The organism is Streptomyces umbrinus (assembly GCF_030817415.1).
In the GTDB taxonomy this organism is placed as follows: Bacteria; Actinomycetota; Actinomycetes; order Streptomycetales; family Streptomycetaceae; genus Streptomyces; species Streptomyces umbrinus_A.
Genome location: NZ_JAUSZI010000002.1, coordinates 2,249,132 through 2,269,345, shown reverse-complemented (window position 1 = coordinate 2,269,345; position 20,214 = coordinate 2,249,132). Strand labels below are relative to the sequence as shown.

Here is a 20,214-nt window from a genome sequence, read left to right as displayed (position 1 = left end):
GCGAGTGTCCGGGTACGGTCATGCGGGAGGTGGTAGCCCGTGAGTCAGTCCCTCGCAGCTGCCCGTACAGCCGCAGGTCCCGTGGCGGAACTGGTGCTCGCCGGTGATCCGGACCGCCCGGCCCGGATGACGGTGCCCGACCTGCTCGCCCGGCCGCAGCACGAGGCCGAGGTCAGCTTCGAGTGCGCCACCAGCGGTATCCGCCACCACCGCTTCACCGGACCGCTCCTGCACGACGTACTGACGGCCGGAGGCCCCGCCTTCGCCCCCGCCCGCAAGGACCGGCTGCGCTTCCTCATCGCGGTGTCCAGCAGGGACGGCCACCACGCGCTGCTGTCCTGGGCCGAGATCGACCCCGACTTCGGCCGCGCGCCGGTCCTGCTCGCGGTCGGCATCGACGACACCCCGCTCGACAGAGAGGGACCACAGCTCGTCCTGCCCCAGGACCGCTGCGGCGCCCGGCACATCAGCGCCATCGACACGATCCGCGTGGACGGCGGCTACACCCCGTGGACGTGACCCCGGCCGGCAGGTGACAGCAGCCGCCCCGGAGGCGCGCCGCCCGGCCCATGCTGTACGTCGGCACACCGGCATCCCGGACCCGCAGCCCCCTCCCGCGGAGGTCACGCATGCAACTGCGCCGGCTGGAATACCTGGTCGCCCTCGCCCTCGCCCTCGCCCGCGAACGCCACTTCGCCCGCGCGGCCGCCGCCTGCTACGTCTCCCAACCCTCGCTGTCCGCCGCGATCCGCCGCCTCGAACACGAGCTGCACGTCCCGATCGTGCGGCGCGGGAGACGGTACGAGGGCCTCACCCCGGAGGGCGAGGTGGTCCTGGCCTGGGCGCACCGCATGCTCGCCGAACGCGACGCACTCCGCCAGGAGTTGTCCGCCCTGGGCGACGGACTCACGGGCACGCTCCGCCTCGGGGTGGTCCCGACTGCGCTGCCCGCCGCCTCCCTGCTGACGACCCCGTTCTGCGACCGCCACCCGCGCGCCCGGGTCAGCATCGAGTCGCTGTCCTCGGTCGACATCACCCACGGACTCGCCGAGTTCGAGCTGGACGCGGCGATGACGTACCTCGACGACGACTCGCTGCGCCGGCTGCCGCTGTACGAGGAGCGGTACGTCCTGCTCACCCCCACCGACGGCCCGCTCGCCACCGCCTCCACGGCCCGCTGGGCCCAGGCCGCCGCCCTCCCGCTGTGGCTGCTCGGCCCGCGCATGCGCAACCGCCGCATCATCGACGAGTGCTTCGCGGCCGACGGCGCCACGGCCGCCCCGGCGATCGAGTCGGACAGCGTGGCAGGGCTGTACGCGCACCTCCCCGGCGGCCGCTGGTCCAGCGTGATCTCGCACGCGTGGCTGCACATGTTCGGCGTACCGGACGGCATGCGGGTGGTACCGCTGGAGGGGTCCGCCCACGGACCGAGGGTGGGACTGGTGACCGGCCCGGACGATCCTCCCTCCGTACTCGCCGCGGCGCTGGTGACGGTGGCGCGGGAGGCGGGCGTACGGGAGGCGCTGGACGAGCGGCTGCGGACGTACCTGGAAACCGCGGATTCGGGTTGATGGCCGTCGGCTGTACGGGCATGGCAAAGTTCGTTTTGACCAGCGCATTCGACCCGGAGGATCGTGAATTCCACCTTCCCGCACGGGAGTTGAGCCGAACTCCCGGACCCCGGAGTCGAGGAGCTGCGACATGGCCAAGGTGCTCTGCGTCCTGTACGACGACCCCACCGACGGATACCCGACCTCGTACGCCCGTGACGACCTCCCCGCGATCGACCATTACCCCGGCGGCCAGACCGCCCCGACCCCGTCCGAGGTCGACTTCACGCCGGGCCACCTCCTCGGCAGCGTCTCCGGCGAACTCGGCCTGCGCCGCTTCCTGGAGGCCGCCGGGCACCCCCTGGTCGTCACCTCCGACAAGGACGGCGACGGCTCGGTCTTCGACCGCGAGCTGCCCGACGCGGACGTGGTGATCTCCCAGCCGTTCTGGCCGGCGTACCTGACCCCGGAACGCGTCGCCGCCGCGAAGAACCTCAAGCTGGCGATCACCGCCGGCATCGGCTCCGACCACGTCGACCTCGACGCGGCCATCGCCCACGGGGATGGGGGTCCCCCCGGGCTCGAACGAAGTTGAGAGTTTGGGGGAGGTCGCGGAGGTGACGTACTGCAACAGCATCAGCGTCGCCGAACACGTGGTGATGATGACCCTGTCCCTCGTCCGCAACTACCTGCCCTCCCACCAGGTGGTGCTCGACGGGCGGCTGGAACATCGCCGACTGCGTGGCCCGTTCGTACGACCTGGAGGGCATGCACGTCGGCACGGTGGCCGCCGGGCGCATCGGCCTCGCGGTGCTGCGCCGCCTCGCGCCCTTCGACGTGAAGCTGCACTACACCGACCGCCACCGCCTGCCCGAGGACATCGAGCGGGAACTGGGCCTGACCTTCCACGAGACGGCCGCCGACATGGTGCCGCACTGCGACGTCGTCACGATCAACGCGCCGCTGCACCCGGAGACGGAGGGGCTGTTCGGCGACAAACTGCTGGGCCAGATGAAGCGCGGCGCGTACCTCATCAACACCGCGCGGGCGAAGATCGCCGACCGGGACGCCGTCGACCGGGCGCTGCGCAGCGGTCAGTTGGCGGGCTACGCGGGCGACGTCCGGTACCCGCAGCCCGCCCCGGCCGACCACCCCTGGCGGACCATGCCGCACCACGGCATGACCCCGCACATCTCCGGCTCCTCCCTCTCCGCGCAGGCCCGTTGCGCGGCGGGCACCAGGGAGATCCTGGAAGCCTTCTTCGCCGGACGGCCGATCCGCGACGAGTACCTGATCGTGGACGGCGGCGCACTGGCGGGAACGGGCGCGCACTCGTACTCGGTCAGCAAGTGACCGCGCACCGATACTCAGTCACCAAGTGACCTGTCTCCCGGCCGGGTTGTGACCGGCGGAGGCCACCCCCGTTCCCTCAGGCGCGGTCGATGTGCACGTTCGTCGACTTCACCCGGGCGGTGGCCTCCACCCCGACCTCAAGACCCAGCTCCTCGACGGCCTCCCGGGTCAGCAGCGACACCAGCCGGTGCGGCCCGGCCTGGATCTCCACCTGGGCCGCGACATCGCCGAGCTTCACGGCGGTGACGATGCCGGGAAAGGCGTTGCGGACGGAGGTGTACGAGACGTCCTCCTCGCTGCCGCTCTTCGCCAGCTCGACGGAGAAGGCGGCCAGGGCCCGCCCGTCGATGAGGCGCCGCCCGCCCTCGTCCCGGTGCGTGGCCACCCGGCCCGCGTCCGCCCACCGCCGGGCGGTGTCCGGACTGACTCCGAGCAGCCGCGCTGCCTGGCCGATCGTGTAGGACTGCATACGCGTCAAGATAGGCGATCAAGCGCCGACGTAGGCCGCCAGGTGTTCGCCGGTGAGGGTGGAGCGGGCGGCGACGAGGTCGGCGGGGGTGCCCTCGAACACGATCTTGCCGCCGTCATGGCCTGCGCCGGGGCCTAGGTCGATGATCCAGTCGGCGTGCGCCATGACCGCCTGGTGGTGCTCGATGACGATGACCGACTTGCCGGAGTCGACGAGCCGGTCGAGGAGTCCGAGGAGCTGCTCGACGTCGGCGAGGTGGAGGCCGGTGGTCGGCTCGTCCAGGACGTAGACACCGCCCTTGTCGCCCATGTGAGTGGCCAGCTTGAGCCGCTGCCGCTCGCCGCCGGACAGCGTGGTGAGCGGCTGGCCGATGGTGAGATAGCCGAGCCCGACGTCGGCGAGCCGCTGGAGGATCCGGTGCGCGGCGGGCGTGGCCGCCTCGCCGGAGCCGAAGAACTCCTCGGCCTCGGTCACCGGCATGGCCAGCACCTCGCTGATGTCGCGCCCGCCGAGGCGGTACTCCAGCACCGACGCGTCGAACCGCTTACCGCCGCAGTCCTCGCAGGTCGTGGCGGTGCCGGCCATGATCCCCAGGTCGCTGTAGATGACGCCGGCGCCGTTGCAGGTGGGGCAGGCACCCTCGGAGTTGGCGCTGAACAGCGCGGGCTTCACGTCGTTGGCCTTCGCGAACGCCTTGCGGATCGGGTCGAGCAGTCCGGTGTACGTCGCCGGGTTGCTGCGCCGCGAGCCGCGGATCGGGCTCTGGTCGACCGACACCACACCCTCCTCGGTGGGGATCGACCCGTGCACGAGCGAGCTCTTGCCGGAGCCCGCGACGCCGGTGATGACGCTGAGCACCCCGAGAGGGATGTCAACGTCGACGCCTTGCAGGTTGTTCGCCGTCGCGCCGCGGATCTCCAGCGCACCGGTGGACTTGCGCACCTCCTCCTTGAGGGAGGCCCGGTCGTCGAGGTGGCGGCCGGTGATGGTGTCGCCGGCCTTCAGCCCCTCGACGGTGCCCTCGAAGCAGACGGTGCCGCCCGCCGTGCCGGCGCCGGGGCCCAGGTCGACGACATGGTCGGCGATCGCGATCACTTCCGGCTTGTGCTCCACGACGAGCACGGTGTTGCCCTTGTCCCGCAACTGCAGCAGCAGGTTGTTCATCCGCTGGATGTCGTGCGGGTGCAGGCCCGCGGTCGGCTCGTCGAAGACGTACGTGACATCGGTGAGCGAGGAGCCGAGGTGGCGGATCATCTTGACGCGCTGAGCCTCACCGCCGGACAGCGTGCCCGACGCCCGGTCGAGCGAGAGATAGCCGAGACCGATCTGCACGAACGAGTCGAGGGTCTGCTGGAGCGCGGTGAGCAGCGGCGCCACCGAAGGCTCCTTGACGCCGCGGACCCACTCGGCCAGGTCCCTGATCTCCATCGCGCAGGCGTCGGCGATGCTCTTCCGGTTGATCTTCGACGACCGGGCCCCCTCGGTCAGCCGGGTGCCGTCGCACTCGGGGCAGGTGGCGAAGGTGACCGCCCGCTCCACGAACGCCCGGATGTGCGGCTGCATCGCTTCCTTGTCCTTGGACAGGAACGACTTCTGGATCTTGGGGATCAGCCCCTCGTAGGTGAGGTTGACGCCGTTGACCTTCACCTTGGTCGGCTCGCCGTAGAGGAAGGCCTGCATCTCCTTCTTGGTGAAACTGCGGATCGGCTTGTCCGGGTCGACGAAGCCGGACTGGGCGTAGACCTGCACGGTCCACTGGCTGTCCGACTTCCAGCCGGGGATGGTGAACGCGCCCTCGGCGAGCGACTTGGAGTCGTCGTAGAGCTGGGTGAGGTCGATGTCGGAGACCTTGCCCCGGCCCTCGCAGCGCGTGCACATGCCGCCGGTGCGGTTGAAGGTCGCCTTCACGGTCTTGGTCTTGTCGGCACCGCGCTCGACGGTGATCCCGCCGCTCGCCCGGACCGAGGCGGTGTTGAAGGAGTACGCGCTGGGCGGCCCGATGTGGGGCTTGCCGAGCCGGCTGAAGAGAATGCGCAGCATCGCGTTGGCGTCGGTGGCGGTACCGACCGTGGAGCGGGGGTCGCCGCCCATCCGCTGCTGGTCGACGGTGATCGCGGTTGTCAGCCCGTCGAGCACGTCCACCTCAGGCCGCGCCATCGTCGGCATGAAGCCCTGAAGGAAGGCGCTGTACGTCTCGTTGATCAGCCGTTTCGACTCCGCCGCGATCGTGTCGAACACCAGGGAGCTCTTGCCCGAGCCGGAGACACCGGTGAACACCGTCAGCCGCCGCTTGGGGATCTCGATGCTGACGTCCTTGAGATTGTTCTCGCGCGCCCCGTGCACGCGGATCATGTCGTGGCTGTCGGCATCGTGCGTCGCAGGCGACTGCGCGTCCGTCCTCGTGGTCCTGCTCATCGTGTCTCCCTCCGTGGGACGGGCCCGCTCTCGCAGTTCTCCGTCGGCGTCACCTGGCTCGATCCGACCGGCTTCGAGCAGCATGTCTGGTTCTACTTCGTCGGCGCCGGTCGCGGCAACGGGACGCCGTCATTCCTGATCGGCGGTGCCGGCCGAGGTGATCCGAGCCCGCCCGGCCGAGGCGTCAGACCGACCAGCGGCCGTCTCGCATCAGCTCGCGGTCCTCCATCTCGTTCACTTCGCGCCAGGCCTGGATGCGGCGCGGAGAGATACGGAACCAGCGGTACGGCGTGGCCAGCGTCCGCGGATCGAATTCGGTGTGCGCGGCGAACCGGTCGCCCCTCTCCTTCGGCAGCTCGTCGATCTCCAGGACCTCGACCTCGCCATCGATCATGACCACGTCCCGGGTCGGGCCAAGGCCCAGCCGAACGGTCCGGGTGGCGGCCAGGTTCCTGCCGGTGGGGCTCTTCGTAGGCGTGGCCACCAGCAGCGATTCGCCGTCCCAGTCGAAGGACAGGGGTACGAGGTAGGGCGTACCGTCCTCCGAAGCACTGGCCACCCACAGATCGACGTCGTGGGCGAGCCGGTGCTCGGTGTCGCGACGACGCCGGTCGCGGGAGCGGGGAGCGGCGGTCGCCTCGGCCGGCTTCGCCTCGGAGTCCGGCACGGTCGTGACTCCCTGTGCGGCAGAGCCGGTCATGGTCACTCCTGAATCGATCGTGTCGTGAGGGGAGGCCGGGGACGCGCCCGGGGACGCGTTCGTGTCGTCGCGCGGTGGGAATCCTGGCTGACTCGTGAAGCACATGCCGGTCACGCTAGCCGCGGCCCGAAGGCAGCGCTTCTCGATTCCTGACCGATGCGTTCAGGCACTTCACCAGGTACGACCGGCTCGGTTGCTTCACCAGGTACGACTGACGCGGTCTCTCAGCCACGTACGACCGGCTGGACGCCGTCCGGTGGTGCCGCCGTGGTGCCGCGTGTCACGAGATGAGGGGCGATGACGGTCTCCGTGCCGGACGGCTCCTCGCCCTCCAGCCGTGCGACGGCCCGGCCGACGGCGAGTTCGGCGAGGCGGGAGGCGTCCTGGCCGACGGTGGTGAGGTCGATGTGGGTGAGGCGGGCGAGGTGGCTGTTGTCGAAACCGACCACGGAGATCTCGTCGGGAACGGACACCCGGGCGCGCAGGAACGCGTCGAGGACGCCCGTGGCACAGCGGTCGTTGAAGGCGAGGACGGCGGTGGGCCGCGGCCGGGCGTCGAGGAGCGTGCGGGCGGCCGTGGCACCGTCCTCCTCGGTCAGCCCGCCGGGCAGAACGCGCGCATGGTCGGCGAGACCGTGGCGGTTCATGGCGGTGCGGTAGCCACGGCGCCGGTCGGCGGCGCCGGGTGCCTTGCCGCCGTCGATGTGGGCGATGTCGCGATGCCCGAGAGCCACCAGATGGTCGACGGCCTGGCGCGCACCCTCGTCGTCCGCGGTGCGCACGACGTCCACACCGGCGGCGGGCGGCCGCAGCCGCCGCACCACGGAGACCACCGGCAGGTGCGCCGACAGCTCGGCCAGCCGTGCGGCGGGGGCCTGCGGACCGAGCAGGATCAGGGCCTCGCAGCGGTCGCCGAGCAGCGTCTCCACCGCCTGCCGCTCACTGCGGCTGGGGGCGACCGCGCCGAGGGCGACCTGGTAGCCGGCGGACTCGGCCGCGATGTAGATGCCCTCCACGAGGTCGGTGTGGAAGGGATGCTGGAGACCGAACTGCACCCCGAGCAGACGGGAGCGGTTGCTGCGCAGCAACCGGGCCCGGGAGTCCGGCCGGTAGCCGATCTCCCGCGCCGCCTCCAGCACCCGCTCGCGGGTGGCCGCACTGGCGCCCTTGGCCTCGCGCATCACGATGGAGACCAGCGCCGTGGACACACCGGCCCGGGCCGCCACGTCGGCGAGGGTCGGCCGCTTTCCGTCCGGGACCACGGGGGTCGCTGGCACCGCCGGCCTCCCTGGTCGAGGTGTGTGACTCGGTCGAGGGGCGTGCCCCGCCGAGGTGTCTGCTTCCGCCGACGATCGTAGACCAAGGGTGAACGCACTGGTCGGCGAGGACTGCAACGTTCTAGTTCCGGGCTGTCCGGGAGCTTGACACGGCGCCCCGGCGGCTGGCGTACTGCTACTCCCGACCGATTCTAGAACGTTCTAGTCGGACGTTGTGGTCGGACGTGCCCCCGTGGCGAAAGAGAGAGGGCGAGCAGCGATGTTCACGTTGGCGGTCTGTGCCGAGATGGTCTTCCGGGATCTGCCGATACCCGAGCGGGCACGGCGCGTTCACGACGCCGGATTCCAGGTCGAGATCTGGGACTGGACCCGGCACGATCTCGACGCACTGGCCCGGACCCCGGCCGAGTTCTCCTCGATGACCGGCTACATCCGCGGCAGCCTCACAGACGAGGACGGTGCCGCCGAACTCCTGCGCACCGCCGAGGAGTCGATCCGCGCGGCCGAGCAACTCAGCTGCCCCCGGCTGAATCTCCACGGCACCGGCCTGGACGGCGAGGGCCTGCCCGTGGTGCCGGTGACCGGCGAGCCCACCGGGGGGATGTGGATCGCCGCCCACCGCACGCTCACCCGCCTCGCCGAGCTGGGTGAGAGCGCCGGGATCACCTTCACCCTGGAGAACCTCAACACCGCCGTGGACCACCCCGGGGTGCCGTTCGCCAAGGCCGCCGACACCCTGGCCCTGGTCGCGGCCGTGGACCGTCCCGGGCTGCGGATGAACCTCGACCTCTACCACGCGCAGATCGGCGAGGGGAACCTCGTCGAACTGGTCCGCCGGGCCCACGGCCTGGGCCTGATCGGCGAGATCCAGGTCGCCGACGTACCCGGCCGCTGCGAGCCGGGGACGGGGGAGATCAACTACCCGGCCGTCGCGAGCGCCCTCGTGGACCTCGGCTATGAGGGCACCGTCGCCATGGAGGCATGGGCTTCCACCGACGGCGACCTCGCTCTGGAGCGGTTCCGCTCGGCTTTCACGCCCTGACGGCGCCGCGATTCCACACGGTGCCGCGATTCCGCACGGCACCGCACTCCACCTGGCACCGCAATCGACACGCCCCCTTCCCGCCGGCGCCCGCCCGCAGACGTACGGAGACCCCGCATGACCACACACCAGCCCCTCGCCGTCGGCCTCATCGGTGCCGGACGGATGGGCTCCTTCCACGCCGAGACGCTCGCCCGCCGCCTCCCCGGTGTCCGTCTCGCCGCGGTCGCCGACCCGGCGCCGGGCGCCGCGGACCAGCTTGCGGACCGGCTTGCGGACCACCTCGGCCGTCCCACGGCGTACACCGCGATCGGCGAACTCCTGGCCGACCCGCGGATCGAGGCGGTGGTGATCTCCACCCCGGCCCGCACCCACGCCGACCTGGTCGTGGCCGCAGCCCGGGCGGGCAAGGCGGTCTACTGCGAGAAGCCCATGGCCGTCACCCTCGCGGAGGCCGACCGGGCCGTCGCCGCGGCCCGTGACGCGGGCGTGCCGCTCCAGGTCGGCTTCAACCGCCGCTACGACCCCGGATTCCGCGCCGCCCACGACAAGATCGTCGCCGGCGACCTCGGCACGCCCCAACTGCTGCGCTCCCTCACCCGGGACCCCAAGCTGAACGACCCGGCCCGCATCCCGCCGTGGACGATCTTCCTGGAGACCCTCATCCACGACTTCGACACCCTGCGGTTCCTCAACCCGGGCGCCGAACCGGTCGAGGTCTTCGCCTGGGCCGACGCCCTGGTCCGCCCCGACCTCAAGGACCGCGGCCTGCTCGACACCGCCGTGGTCACGATCCGCTTCGACAACGGCGCCCTGGCCACCGCCGAGGCCAACTTCCAGGCCGTGTACGGCTATGACGTGCGCGGCGAGGTCTTCGGCTCCGCCGGAATGCTCACCATGGGCGACATCCGCCGCACCCATCTCACCTCGTACGGCCCGGACGGCGCCGCCGCCGACTGCGTCACCTACGACCAGGACCTGTTCCACGACGCGTACGTCGCCGAACTCGCCGACTTCGCAGACAGCGTCCGTACGGGGCGCAACCCCTCGGCCACCGGTGAGGACGCCCGGGCCGCGCTGTCCATCGCGCTCGCGGCCGTCCGGTCGGTCACCACCGGCGTGCCCGTCGGTATCGCGGAACTCAAGGGCGAGTAAGGCCGCCGGTTCACGTCCCTCGGTTCAGGTCCTTCAGACCCGTCGCCCGGCCCTCCTCGTCCCACTGGACCTCCAGGACGCGTTCGACGGCGTCGCGGTCGAGGGGGCCGAACACGTGGGGGAACAGGACACCTTCGTCGACCCCCGGCGGCGGGGTGGGATCCGCCGCCTCCCATACGCACCTCGCGGCGAGCCGGCCCTCGTCGAGGAGCAGCGCCAGCAGGGGCCTCGGCGCGTCCCGGTAGAAGGCGTTGACGACGGCCAGCGTGGTCTTCTCGTCGGGGGAGCAGTGGACGAAACCTTCCTCCGCGAGGGAGGCGGGGGCGTACGGCTGGTCGGGACGTGCGGTCCAGTCGCCGAGCGTCACAGCGTGGTAGATCATGGGCCGGTTATACAACGGCGGGCGGGCATACGGGCATGGCGGAGGCCCCTCCCGACCCGGTTCCGCCACGTGCGCCCCGGGAGGCGTCGGGGGTTCGGCTCCGGGATGTGGCAGCGTGGGTGTGCGCCCCGAGGATCAGCCGACGTGCTTCGGACGCTGGACGCCGCCGGCCACACACCAGAGGCCACAGGCACGGGGCCGTGCAGACGTGAAGCCATGACGCACCTGACGCAGAGGAGAGTCCGTGTCGAAACCGCCGCTTCCCGAGGCCGTGGTCGCCATGCTGAGGAAGCCCAACCCAGCCGTCATCGCCACCCTCCGGTCCGACGGACAGCCGGTGTCCGCGGCCACCTGGTACCTCTGGGACGACGGTCGCGTGCTGGTCAACATGGACGAGGGCCGCAAACGGCTCGACCACATCCGCAACGACCCGCGGGTCACCCTGACGGTGCTCGACGAGTCGGGCTGGTACACCCATGTGACCCTCATCGGCCGTGTCGTCGAGATCCGTGACGACGAGGGCCTGGCCGACATCGACCGGCTGTCCACGCACTACCTGGGCCACGCGTACGCGGGCCGCGAACGCGGCCGGGTCAGCGCGTGGATCGAGATCGACCGCTGGCACGGCTGGGGCAGCCACCGGGACAGCGACCAGGCGATGACCTAGCCGGGGCCGCCGCCCTACGCGACAGCCAGAGGCCGCCGACCTACGCGACGAAGTCGATGTCTGGTACCACCGACGCATGGGGACACAGCGGTTCATCGGCATCGACCTCGCCTGGGCGCGCGGCGGAGCGCGTGCCAGGCCCAACGAGACCGGCGTGGCCGCCATCGACCTCACTGGTGCGGTGATCGACTGCGGCTGGACGCGGGGGATCGAAGAGACGATGGACTGGCTTGCCAGGACGGCCGTCGACGGATCGACGCTGGTGTTCGTCGACGCGCCGCTGGTCGTCGACAATCCGGCCGGCCAGCGGCCGTGCGAGCATGACGTCGGCCGACGGTACGGGCGTTGGAAGGTGAGCGCGAACAGCACGAACCAGAACTCTCGCCACCAGGCCGGAGTTCTGCTGCGGGAACGGCTGGAGGCGTCGGGCTGGGCCTATGACGACGGCAGGGGCGGGCCCCCGACCGACGGGCCGGTCATGTCCGAGTGCTATCCCTACACGACCCTGGTCGGCGCCGAGGAGCTGGGCTACGACCAGGAACGCCCCAGGTACAAGCGGCCGGGACGGAGGCCGCCGCAGGGCTGGCGTGCGACGCGGGCGGACACGTGCGACGACCTGATCACGCGTCTCGCGGCCCTGGCCGAGGCCGATCCGCCGCTGCTCCTCGCCTCCCACCCGGTCTCCCGCCAACTCATGACCAAGCCCTCACCGGAGCGGGACGCTCTCTACAAGCACCGCGAAGACCTCATCGACGCACTGCTCTGCGCCTGGACGGCCGCCCTGTGGTCCCGACACGGCCTGACACGCTGCCAAGTACTCGGAACGGACAGCCCCGCACCGCCCGGCCAGGCCCCCACCATCATCGCGCCCGCCCGCCCGGAACAGCGGCGGGGCGACGGGGCGAACTGAACGGCTGGAAGGGTGAGTTGCCCGTCCGTGCGGAGCGACGACGAGGTCCGCGAACCCGTCACCGGCCGACGGGCCGGAAGTAGCGCCCCACCGCCCAACGGGTCACCGCGCGGCCCAGTTGGTTGCCGTCGGTCATCGCCTTGCGGACGTGGAAGCCCAGCCAGATCCGGGCACTCATCGTCTCCTGGTTCAGCGCCTTCGCGGTGGTGTAGTGCCGGGTCGTGCCGGTGACGGCCGAGTCCACCGTGAGGTCGATGTGCCGCGCCCCGAACAGGTGGCTGAGGCCGGCCGTGGTGGGGCCGGTGAGGCAAGCGTGTCCGCTCGGGTACTCCGGATAGGGCGGGGTCGCGACGAGCGGGCTCCACGCCGGGTCGGGCGTGGTGGCCGGGTTGCCGTCGGTGTCGGCGAGCCGGATCGCCGTGATGGGACGCCAGTACGCGCGGTCGTACTTCCCGCGCCAGCAGGCGATGGCCGTGTCCGCGGCGGTCGCGTTGAGGAGGGCGAACATCCGAGCGCTGTCGTCCAGGTCGAGATGGCGACGCGTGGCCAGGTCGCGGAACGCGGTCTGGTACTGGCGGGGCACGTTGTCGTTCCAGAACAGGGCGGTCTCGGTCTGCGCGGGCGTGCGCGCACTGCCGGAAGCCGCGCCCATCGCCTTGACCTCGGCGACGTCCCGCGCGTACGCCTTGCTGTTCAGGGCGTCGGGGCCGGGGAGCCGGATCCGGGTCGGCGACTTGAGCAGCAGCGGCCGTACGAACCCGAGCCAGGGGACGGCCATCGGCGCGAACGCGGGCGGCGTCGGACGCCACACCCCGGGCGCGGGAGTCACGTCCAGCGTGACGTCGGCGTTGCGGCCGTCGCCCGTACGCAGCCGCACGAGGGTGGCGGCGGCCGCCTTCCCCGCCCGGATGCCGTGTGTCCTGCCGACACCTTCGGGGATCCTGGCGAGCGACGCGGCGTAGTCGGAGCCGAGCGCCTGCGCGGACGCCGGGAAGTAGTGGCTGAGGACCTCGTACGCGGCCGTCGCCGCGGCGGCCTGCGGGGAGGCGTGGCGGTGGGCGCGCGGCTGCTTCGCGTAGGGCGCGTACCTGCCCTCGACTGCCGACACCGCGTCGTGCACGGCGATCGAGACGAAGCCCAGGTACAACTGCCCTACCGGCGGCGCCTGCTGAGCCTCCGCGAAGATCGTCCGCACCGCGACGGCGTTCCACTCCGTGATCACCGCCGGATCCGCGGCGGCCAGGCGTGGAGCCGCCTGCGCGGTGCCCACCAGCGCGGTTGAGGTCGCGACCGCCATCGACGTGGCGAACCCGACGGCCAATCGAAAGAGCGTTCTGGCAGCCATGATGCCCCCAACCAGAGCCGGTCGGCGGGGCCTTGAGGTGGATCTGCCGCTACGCCATCGGCTCGGTCCCGCAAATCTCCTCGCGTCGCCGACCCGCGTCAAGGTCCGGTGCGTCCTGGATCGGGTCTGCTTCCGGCGTCCGGATCCTGGACCGCTGGGCATGGCGCGAGGCGGAAGGAACGAGGTCGAAAAACCCGATGCCCCGCCCCCTCCCCGTTCCCTAGACTCGCCCCACAACGCGCGCCGCACACCACCGCGGTGCGCCCCGTGACCACTGAGGGGAGCCCAGCCATGCGTTACCGCACCGCTGTTGTTGTTCCCCCGTCGCGGTACGAGGTGATCCTCGTGTCTTCGGGTGTCCGGTGTCGGCTGCGCGGCCGGCCCCGGATGACCCTGACGAACACCTGATCTCAGCACGCCCCTCGCCCCACCTCGCATACGCATCCGGTTGCGGTTGCGTGGGTTCGGGCGTGCCCGCAGAACATGGGCCGTAGGTCATGTCCGTTCGTCCGGGAATTGCGCCGACCCCTTCTGGAACATCCTGAAAGGCCACGGGCCGTGCGTACCGAACCTCACCGAAATCCCGTCAACCCCCTGACCGCCGTGCGCAATCTGGGCATCCTCGCCCACGTGGACGCCGGGAAGACCACCGTCACCGAGCGGATCCTGTATGTCACCGGGACCACGCACAAGCGGGGCGAGGTCCATGACGGCACGACCGTCACGGACTTCGACTCCCAGGAGCGGGACCGGGGGATCACCATCTTCGCCGCGGCCGTGAGTTGCGGCTGGGACGGGCATCGGATCAACCTCATCGACACTCCGGGACACGTCGACTTCTCCGACGAGGTCGCGCGTTCGCTGCGGGTGCTCGACGGCGCGATCGCGGTGTTCGACGCGGTCGCGGGGGTCGAGCCGCAGAGCGAGTCCGTGTGGCGGCAGGCCGACCGGTACGGGGTTCCGCGCATCGCCTTCGTCAACAAGCTGGACCGCGCCGGTGCCGACCTCGACAAGGCGGTCGAGTCGATCCGGCAGCGGCTGCATCCGGCCCCGCTGGTGGTGCAGTTGCCGATCGGCGCCGAGGACGGTTTCGGCGGGGTCGTCGACCTGCTGCGTATGCGGGCGCTGGTCTGGGCCGACGGCCGCGACTCGGTCGAGGAGAGGCCCGTACCCGATGCGCTGGTCGACGAGGCGCGTCGGCGGCGTCGGGTGCTGGAAGAGGCGGTTGCCGAACTCCATCCCGGAGCACTGGAGGAGTTCTGCGCGGAGTCCGCCGTCTCCGCGCGGACCCTCGAAGGCGCCCTGCGCGACCTGACCCGTACCGGTGACGGTGTGGTCGTGCTGTGCGGCTCGGCCTATCGCAACCGGGGGATCGAACCGCTGCTGGACGCCGTGGTGGCCTACCTGCCCGCGCCGTCGGACGTACCCGCCGTGCGCGGTGTCCGGGGCCGGGACGGCGGGGAGGAGGAGCGGGCCGCCGACCCCGCAGCGCCGTTCGCTGCGCTGGCGTTCAAGGTGAACGCGACCGCCACCGGGCGGCTGACCTACCTGCGTGTGTACTCGGGAACGATCCGGAAGGGAGAGGCTGTGACCGTGTGGGACGCCGGCGCGCCGCGCACCGAGCGGATCGGGCGGATCCTGCGCGTCCAGGCCGACCGGCACGCTCAGCTGGACCTGGCGGTGGCCGGGGACATCGTCGCGGTGGTCGGGCTGAAGACCGCCCGCGCCGGTGCGACCCTGTGCGCGCCCGGGGCTCCGCTGGTCCTCGAACCGCCGGCCACCGCCGAACCGGTCGTCTCCGTGGCGGTCGAGGCCCGTGCCCGTACGGACACGGACCGCCTGGTGTCGGCGTTGACACGGCTCGTCGAGGAGGACCCTTCGCTGGTCGTCCGGACCGACCCCGAAACCGGGCAGACACTGCTGTCCGGCATGGGCGAACTGCATCTGGAGGTGGCGGTGGAGAAGATCCGGCGCGCCCACGGGCTGGACGTCCGCGTCGGCCGGCCGAAGGTGGCGTACCGGGAGACGGTCGTACGCGGGGTCACCGGACACGTCCACCGGCACGTCAAACAGGACGGTGGCGCGGGGCAGTTCGCGCATGTCGTCCTCGACGTGGAACCGCTGCCGGACTCCTCCGGCACGGCCGGCGACGGTGCGACGGGCTTCGAGTTCCGCTCGGTCGTCGTCGGCGGACGCGTACCGCAGGAGTACGTGCGGGCGGTGGAGGCCGGCTGCCGGGACGCGCTGGGTGAAGGGCCGCTCGGCGGTCATCCGGTGACCGGGCTGCGAGTGGTCCTGACCGACGGCGCGACCCATTCGAAGGACTCTTCGGAGATGGCGTTCCGGACGGCCGGACGGCAGGCGCTCCGGGAGGCACTGCGCGCCTGCGCGATGGTCCTCCTGGAACCGGTGGTCGAGGTCACGGTCACCGTCCCCGAGGACTCCGTGGGCGGGGTGCTCGGCGACCTGGCCGCGCGGCGCGGACGGGTCACCGACTCGACCACGCGCGGGGGAGCGGGAACGGGAGCCGGCACGGCGGTCATCACCGCCACCGTGCCACTGGCCGAGCTGTTCGGCTACGCGACCCGGCTGCGCAGCCGGACGCAGGGCCGGGGAGTCTTCACCACCCGGCCCACCGGCTACGCTCCGGCTCCGGCCCCGGCAGCGACTTCGGCAGCGAGCCTGGCGTCCGGCGGGACACAGGCCCGGTAGCCGGAGCTGAGGTTCCGCCCGCAGTGACGGTCCTGCCTGTACGCGGGCGGGACCGTCACTCCGTCGGACCCGTCGGACCCGTCGGGCCCGGAGGACTTATCGGCGTCGGCGTCCTCTCACCGCAACGCGTCGCGCAGCAACCTCGCGTTCTTCACCGCCTGGCTCGATCCCTTGCGGTCGGCCAGTGCCGTGACCTCGGCGATCTCCCCCTTGGCCCCGCACCGCGAAGCGCACTCGACGGCGAGGGCGAGCATGGCCGCCGAGCCCCGGACCGGGGCGTCGCCCAGCAGACCGGGCAGGGCGGCTTCGAGCACGGACCACACGGTGGCGTACGCACCTGTCTCGGCGACGGCCCGCAGCGAGCCGCTCGCCTTGTCCGCGAAGGCCCACCCGTGGTTCAGCAGCGCCTCCAACTGCCGTCCGAGCAGGTCCGTGTCCAACTGCTTCCGTGCGGCGAGTACCAGCACGGCGTCCACCACCGCGTCGGTTTCCGTCTGCCAGATCAGTCCGAACGCGAGCGCGAGATGCACCGAGTAGCCTGCCGGACCGCCGGACTCCACGACGAACGGCAGGTTGCGGGGCCACCCTCGCTGGGACATGCGCGGCTCGAAGTAGTCGCGTGCCATCAACTCCTCGCGGTGGTTCGGCAGTTGGGCCACCCAGAAGGGTGCCATCGGGTCGGCCAGGCCCTGGTTGCCGACGTACGGCCCGATCAGGGACGCGGCGACCTGCGGGAGCGGGGGATCCATGACGACCCCGGGGCGTGCGGGTGTCCACCACCCCTGCGACGCGGGCTTCGGCGGCTTGCGGTGGGGCCACCCCTTCGGCTCCGAGTCCTGGTGCGCCGGGCCGCCCTCGCGCAGCCAGCGCGCCAGCCGCTGTCCGGCGTCGGAACCGAGCTTCTCCACCGCGCGCAGCACCTGTTGGTCCGATGTCGGGGTGACCCGCAGCAGAGCCTGTGCCAGGTCGACGGGCGCGGGGGTGACACCGAGTTCGTCGAGCGCCGAGATCCGCTCCACCAGTACGCCGGCGTCCAGCGCGCCGATGGCGAGGGTCGGCACGGCCAGCAGGAACGGCTGGGTGCCGGACTCGATGACGTCCATCGCCTCGGCCAGACGTGACGCGAGCATCGAGCCTGCCAGGGAGCAACTGCGGCTCGGAGTGGTCCGGTTGATGTGGACGGCCCGGTGCATCAGGACGGCCCGTCCCCTCGGTTCGTCGCCGCGTACCGCGCGTGCCACGTCGTAGAGGTCGGACTGCACCCAGTCGACGTTGCTCTTCGGTTCCCTGCGCATGACCGGCTTCAGCGCCTCGGCCAGTGCGGTCCGGTCGAGGTGGGCGTGCCGGACCAGTCCGTCCAGGGCGCGCTCGAACGCCACCACGTCCTGGTCGTTCGCGACGACCGCCGCGACCTCCTGTGCGACTTCGGCGACCGTCGCGATGGGGCCCGGCACCGGGCGGGGCTCGGGAACGGCGGGCAGTACGTCGGCGTACGGCTGCTCGGTCACGGTGTCCTGGGGTGTGCCGAACAGGTGGGCCGTGCCGAGCGGTTCGGCCGCGCCGAGCAGTTCGGCGGCTCGCGCCGAGAGCCCCGGGCTGAGCTGCCCGGCGGCCGTCCGCAGCTCCGGCAGCACCGAGTCGTCGACGGCCTTGAGATGCTTCGCGACCAGCTTGAGCGCCTGCTCCTGCAGTGTCATCTCCCGGTGGCCGAACGTCGTCGCAGCGTCGACCACGGCCCGGCCCGCCCGCGCCGGATCCCGCCGCACCACCCGGTCCAGCCAACCGAGTTGGGTGCGCACCAGCTTCTTCTCCGGGCGGAGCAGGACCCGTTCGCACACCTCGGTGAGCAACTCGGGCTCCAGCAACCCCGCTTCGTCCAGCTCGGTCAGCATTTCCTGGGCGTACGTGGCGACTGGCAACGACCGGTCGAGCAGCGCCAGGTAGTCCCGCACCACGAGTGCCTTCTCGGCCGGTGTGGAGGCCAGGGCCCGCAGGAACACCAGGAAGGGCGCGATCTCCATGCGCGTACCGTCTTCGAGGAGGCGCCCGAGAAGATGGTCGACCAGCGCGGCGCGTTCCCGGGCCACCCCGGCGTGTTCGGCAGGGGTGAGCGCGAGTGCGTCCAGCGTCACCACCGCCTGCGTCCCGTGCGGCGGATCGCCGACCATGTCCGCGAAGAGGTTGTGGATCAGCTCGTCGCGGTCCACGACGCCTCCGGCAGCGAGGCCGATGAGCGCTTCCAGCGGCCGTTCCGACGTGTGCGGGGCGAAGACGAGGCGCCCTGGTCGGGCCACGGCCAGTGGGAGGAGTTTCGGGGTGAAGTCGTCCGCGCGCAGCCGCTCCAGGAGGTCGGCGCCGGGTGCTCCGCCCAGCACCCGCGGGTGCCGCTCCGGATTGTCGGCGCGGTCGTACAGCCAGGCCAGGACGAACTCGTGCGAGGTCGGCAGCGGACAGCCGGTGTCGCGGACGAGGTGCTCGGTGACCGCGAACACCGCGCCGGCGGTCGTCGCCCGTTCGCCGAGGTGCGCGACCAACTCGGTCCGCCATGCGACGGTAAACAGGTCCAGGAGGTCCACCGTCCAGGTGTCCATCGTGAAGTACGGGTTCGTCCGGATCCAGACCGCCGTGGCCTCGGGGGTGACCTGACACCCCAGTCGGGCGGCGCACAGGGCGATCCTCTCCTCCAGCGTGTTTTCACGCCGGGCCATGACCTCGAAGAAGGCCGTCAACTCGGCGGCGCACACCCCCCGCTGATCCGGCGTCAGTGCACCCAGTTCCCGTACCACTCCGGCGACGTCGCCGGCTTCCACAAGCTCGACCAGCTTCATCGTGCAGCCTTCGTCGTCGTGTCCCTGACCATGCTCACCGCGAGCGCGTGCGTGCACGGTCCGCGTCCTCCCCGGTACTTCGCCCACCACAGACAGGTGCAGCTCAGCCGTCCCGTGTCGTCGGCGCGGACCACATGGGCGCGGTCGCCCTTGCCGACCGACGCGAGTGCGCCGTCCAGGCGTACGGCCCCGTCCGCGACCAGCGCCCGCGCCCCGCGCAGCCGGGGATTGCGTGCCTCCGCACCGCCCGCCGAGAACGGCAGGTGCCGGTGGAAGTGAGCCTCCTCCGCGAGGTCGTAGCCGATCTGTCCGGAGGTCCCCAGCACCGTCAGCGCGGCGCACACCCGCCCGGCAGGCAGGCCGGCCTGCCGGGACAGCTCGGCCACGTCGATCCTCGGATCCCAGGCCAGCAGGGCAGAGACCAGGTCCGCGTCGTCCGCCGCCGCTCCGGTGGCGAGATCGTGCAGTACGCCGCCCTCGCCGGAGAAGCCCCGCGAGGCGTTCTGGGAGAGCATTAACGTCAGCCGCATGCCCGGCAGTTGGACCTCCCAGACGACGGCGGCCGCATCGGACTCCGCACCGGACTCCGCGCGGACCGGGACGTACACCCGCACGGTCCTCGCGTGTCGCAGCACCTGCTGGAGCGCCAGCAGTCGTTCGGGGCCGGGCAGGCACACGGCATCCTGCGACGGCCTGCTCGTCGGACGCAGGGAGCGGCCGCCCACGGGCACCACCCAGCGTGTCGTACGGGCACTCGACCGGAGGGTGGGCCGTGGCAGTGTCCGCAGGAAGGCGGACGCCTCGGTCGCCGGGATCTCCGCACGCAGGGCGAAGCCCGCCGCGAGCACCTGGGCCTCGGCGAAGCCCCGCAACCAGCGTTCGGGCAGCGGAACCTGCTTCTCCACGAACCGTCCGTCGAAGGTCGTGACCTCCAACTCGCCGGGGCCGACGGTCAGTTGCAGGGGGTCGAGTCCGCCGATCCTGGCGAGGGCCCTGCGGAGCGGGGAGCTGATGTCGACGTTGGTGGTGCCGTGGCCGACGTCGTCACCGTCGAGGCCGGGTGCGAGGACGTCGAGGCGCGCGTACACACCGCAGCAGCCCGAGAAGGACTCCATCCGCAGACGGTCCCCGTCGGCCGTCACCACCGGGTCCAGCGAGGCCGAGGCCGCCGGCTGGAAGTAGCGGGTGGCCGCCACGTCGGCGACCGTCAGCAACGCCGCCGCGGCGGCGGCCGGAGCGGTCAGGAACCCGTGGAAGAACCGCGGGTTGGCGACCTCGCCGGCCGGGGTCACGCCTCCCGAGGTCTCCAGCGCGAGGGTGCGTCCGGCCGTGGACTCGCTCACGGCCGAGGGTTGTAAGTAGGTGTACGAATGTATGAGTGATGTCACGCGGCCACGCTAAGGCCGGAC

General features: G+C 71.6%; 15 protein-coding genes and 1 pseudogene. 8 read left to right on the top strand and 8 right to left on the bottom strand.

Annotated elements, in window-relative coordinates:
- The first annotated feature begins 39 nt into the window (after positions 1–39).
- The 3 genes and pseudogenes from QF035_RS10645 (at position 40) to QF035_RS10635 (ending at position 2,903) form a co-directional block, all read left to right on the top strand.
- The gene (locus tag QF035_RS10645; RefSeq protein WP_307519841.1) at positions 40–519 is read left to right on the top strand and encodes a molybdopterin-dependent oxidoreductase; all 480 of its coding nucleotides are present in this window, start codon (positions 40–42) and stop codon (positions 517–519) included.
- 110 nt (positions 520–629) lie between these two features.
- Positions 630–1,571 (top strand): LysR family transcriptional regulator, encoded by a 942-nt coding sequence (locus tag QF035_RS10640; protein ID WP_307519839.1) that lies wholly within the window; start codon positions 630–632, stop codon positions 1,569–1,571.
- Between the two features lie 130 nt (positions 1,572–1,701).
- A pseudogene (locus QF035_RS10635) lies at positions 1,702–2,903 on the top strand (NAD-dependent formate dehydrogenase).
- A gap of 76 nt (positions 2,904–2,979) precedes the next feature.
- Here the strand turns inward: QF035_RS10635 and QF035_RS10630 are convergent.
- The 4 genes from QF035_RS10630 to QF035_RS10615 all read right to left on the bottom strand — a co-directional run bounded on the left by QF035_RS10630 (position 2,980) and on the right by QF035_RS10615 (position 7,764).
- Positions 2,980–3,372, bottom strand: coding sequence for a TOBE domain-containing protein (locus QF035_RS10630; protein ID WP_307519837.1), 393 nt, complete (start codon positions 3,370–3,372; stop codon positions 2,980–2,982).
- Between the two features lie 18 nt (positions 3,373–3,390).
- Positions 3,391–5,787 (bottom strand): excinuclease ABC subunit UvrA, encoded by a 2,397-nt coding sequence (locus QF035_RS10625; RefSeq protein ID WP_307519835.1) that lies wholly within the window; start codon positions 5,785–5,787, stop codon positions 3,391–3,393.
- 184 nt (positions 5,788–5,971) lie between these two features.
- Positions 5,972–6,487, bottom strand: a complete 516-nt coding sequence (locus QF035_RS10620) for a pyridoxamine 5'-phosphate oxidase family protein (RefSeq protein WP_307519834.1) — start codon at positions 6,485–6,487, stop codon at positions 5,972–5,974.
- Positions 6,488–6,711: 224 nt separating this feature from the next.
- Entirely contained in the window at positions 6,712–7,764 is a 1,053-nt protein-coding gene (locus QF035_RS10615) for a LacI family DNA-binding transcriptional regulator (RefSeq protein WP_307519833.1), read from the bottom strand.
- 259 nt (positions 7,765–8,023) lie between these two features.
- Here QF035_RS10615 and QF035_RS10610 point away from each other — a divergent pair, with 259 nt between their 5' ends.
- Together QF035_RS10610 and QF035_RS10605 are read left to right on the top strand one after the other, a co-directional pair.
- Positions 8,024–8,806, top strand: a complete 783-nt coding sequence (locus QF035_RS10610) for a TIM barrel protein (RefSeq protein WP_307519832.1) — start codon at positions 8,024–8,026, stop codon at positions 8,804–8,806.
- A 117-nt stretch (positions 8,807–8,923) separates the two neighbouring features.
- Positions 8,924–9,961 carry a Gfo/Idh/MocA family oxidoreductase gene (locus QF035_RS10605; RefSeq protein WP_307519831.1) on the top strand — a complete coding sequence of 346 codons (1,038 nt, stop codon included), beginning with the start codon at positions 8,924–8,926 and terminating at the stop codon, positions 9,959–9,961.
- Between the two features lie 10 nt (positions 9,962–9,971).
- Here QF035_RS10605 and QF035_RS10600 read toward each other — a convergent pair whose 3' ends face one another.
- Complete coding sequence (locus tag QF035_RS10600) at positions 9,972–10,343, bottom strand: DUF952 domain-containing protein (RefSeq protein ID WP_307519829.1); 372 nt, start codon at positions 10,341–10,343, stop codon at positions 9,972–9,974.
- A gap of 244 nt (positions 10,344–10,587) precedes the next feature.
- Here QF035_RS10600 and QF035_RS10595 point away from each other — a divergent pair, with 244 nt between their 5' ends.
- Entirely contained in the window at positions 10,588–11,010 is a 423-nt protein-coding gene (locus QF035_RS10595; RefSeq protein WP_307519827.1) for a PPOX class F420-dependent oxidoreductase, read from the top strand.
- A gap of 76 nt (positions 11,011–11,086) precedes the next feature.
- On the top strand, positions 11,087–11,920 hold the full coding sequence (locus tag QF035_RS10590) for a DUF429 domain-containing protein (protein ID WP_307519825.1): 834 nt from the start codon (positions 11,087–11,089) through the stop codon (positions 11,918–11,920).
- 58 nt (positions 11,921–11,978) lie between these two features.
- Here the strand turns inward: QF035_RS10590 and QF035_RS10585 are convergent, their stop codons facing one another.
- The gene (locus QF035_RS10585) at positions 11,979–13,265 is read right to left on the bottom strand and encodes a vanadium-dependent haloperoxidase (RefSeq protein WP_307519823.1); all 1,287 of its coding nucleotides are present in this window, start codon (positions 13,263–13,265) and stop codon (positions 11,979–11,981) included.
- Between the two features lie 558 nt (positions 13,266–13,823).
- Between QF035_RS10585 and fusA the strand changes: the two genes are divergently transcribed.
- Positions 13,824–15,977 carry an elongation factor G gene (gene fusA, locus QF035_RS10580; protein WP_307519821.1) on the top strand — a complete coding sequence of 718 codons (2,154 nt, stop codon included), beginning with the start codon at positions 13,824–13,826 and terminating at the stop codon, positions 15,975–15,977.
- A gap of 116 nt (positions 15,978–16,093) precedes the next feature.
- On the opposite strand, the gene QF035_RS10575 is transcribed toward fusA, so the two are convergent.
- Positions 16,094–18,862 (bottom strand): DUF6493 family protein, encoded by a 2,769-nt coding sequence (locus QF035_RS10575; RefSeq protein WP_307519819.1) that lies wholly within the window; start codon positions 18,860–18,862, stop codon positions 16,094–16,096.
- Positions 18,802–20,193 carry an SWIM zinc finger family protein gene (locus QF035_RS10570; protein ID WP_373466625.1) on the bottom strand — a complete coding sequence of 464 codons (1,392 nt, stop codon included), beginning with the start codon at positions 20,191–20,193 and terminating at the stop codon, positions 18,802–18,804. The genes QF035_RS10575 and QF035_RS10570 overlap by 61 nt, the downstream gene beginning before the upstream one ends.
- Positions 20,194–20,214: the final 21 nt, after the last annotated feature.

Excerpts from the sequence above, each read along its gene's own strand:
- QF035_RS10640 (WP_307519839.1), top strand. The coding sequence starts at position 630 with ATGCAACTGCGCCGGCTGGAATACCTGGTCGCCCTCGCCCTCGCCCTC.
- QF035_RS10630 (WP_307519837.1), bottom strand. The coding sequence starts at position 3,372 with ATGCAGTCCTACACGATCGGCCAGGCAGCGCGGCTGCTCGGAGTCAGT.
- QF035_RS10625 (WP_307519835.1), bottom strand. The coding sequence starts at position 5,787 with ATGAGCAGGACCACGAGGACGGACGCGCAGTCGCCTGCGACGCACGAT.
- QF035_RS10620 (WP_307519834.1), bottom strand. The coding sequence starts at position 6,487 with ATGACCGGCTCTGCCGCACAGGGAGTCACGACCGTGCCGGACTCCGAG.
- QF035_RS10610 (WP_307519832.1), top strand. The coding sequence starts at position 8,024 with ATGTTCACGTTGGCGGTCTGTGCCGAGATGGTCTTCCGGGATCTGCCG.
- QF035_RS10605 (WP_307519831.1), top strand. The coding sequence starts at position 8,924 with ATGACCACACACCAGCCCCTCGCCGTCGGCCTCATCGGTGCCGGACGG.
- QF035_RS10600 (WP_307519829.1), bottom strand. The coding sequence starts at position 10,343 with ATGATCTACCACGCTGTGACGCTCGGCGACTGGACCGCACGTCCCGAC.
- QF035_RS10590 (WP_307519825.1), top strand. The coding sequence starts at position 11,087 with ATGGGGACACAGCGGTTCATCGGCATCGACCTCGCCTGGGCGCGCGGC.
- QF035_RS10585 (WP_307519823.1), bottom strand. The coding sequence starts at position 13,265 with ATGGCTGCCAGAACGCTCTTTCGATTGGCCGTCGGGTTCGCCACGTCG.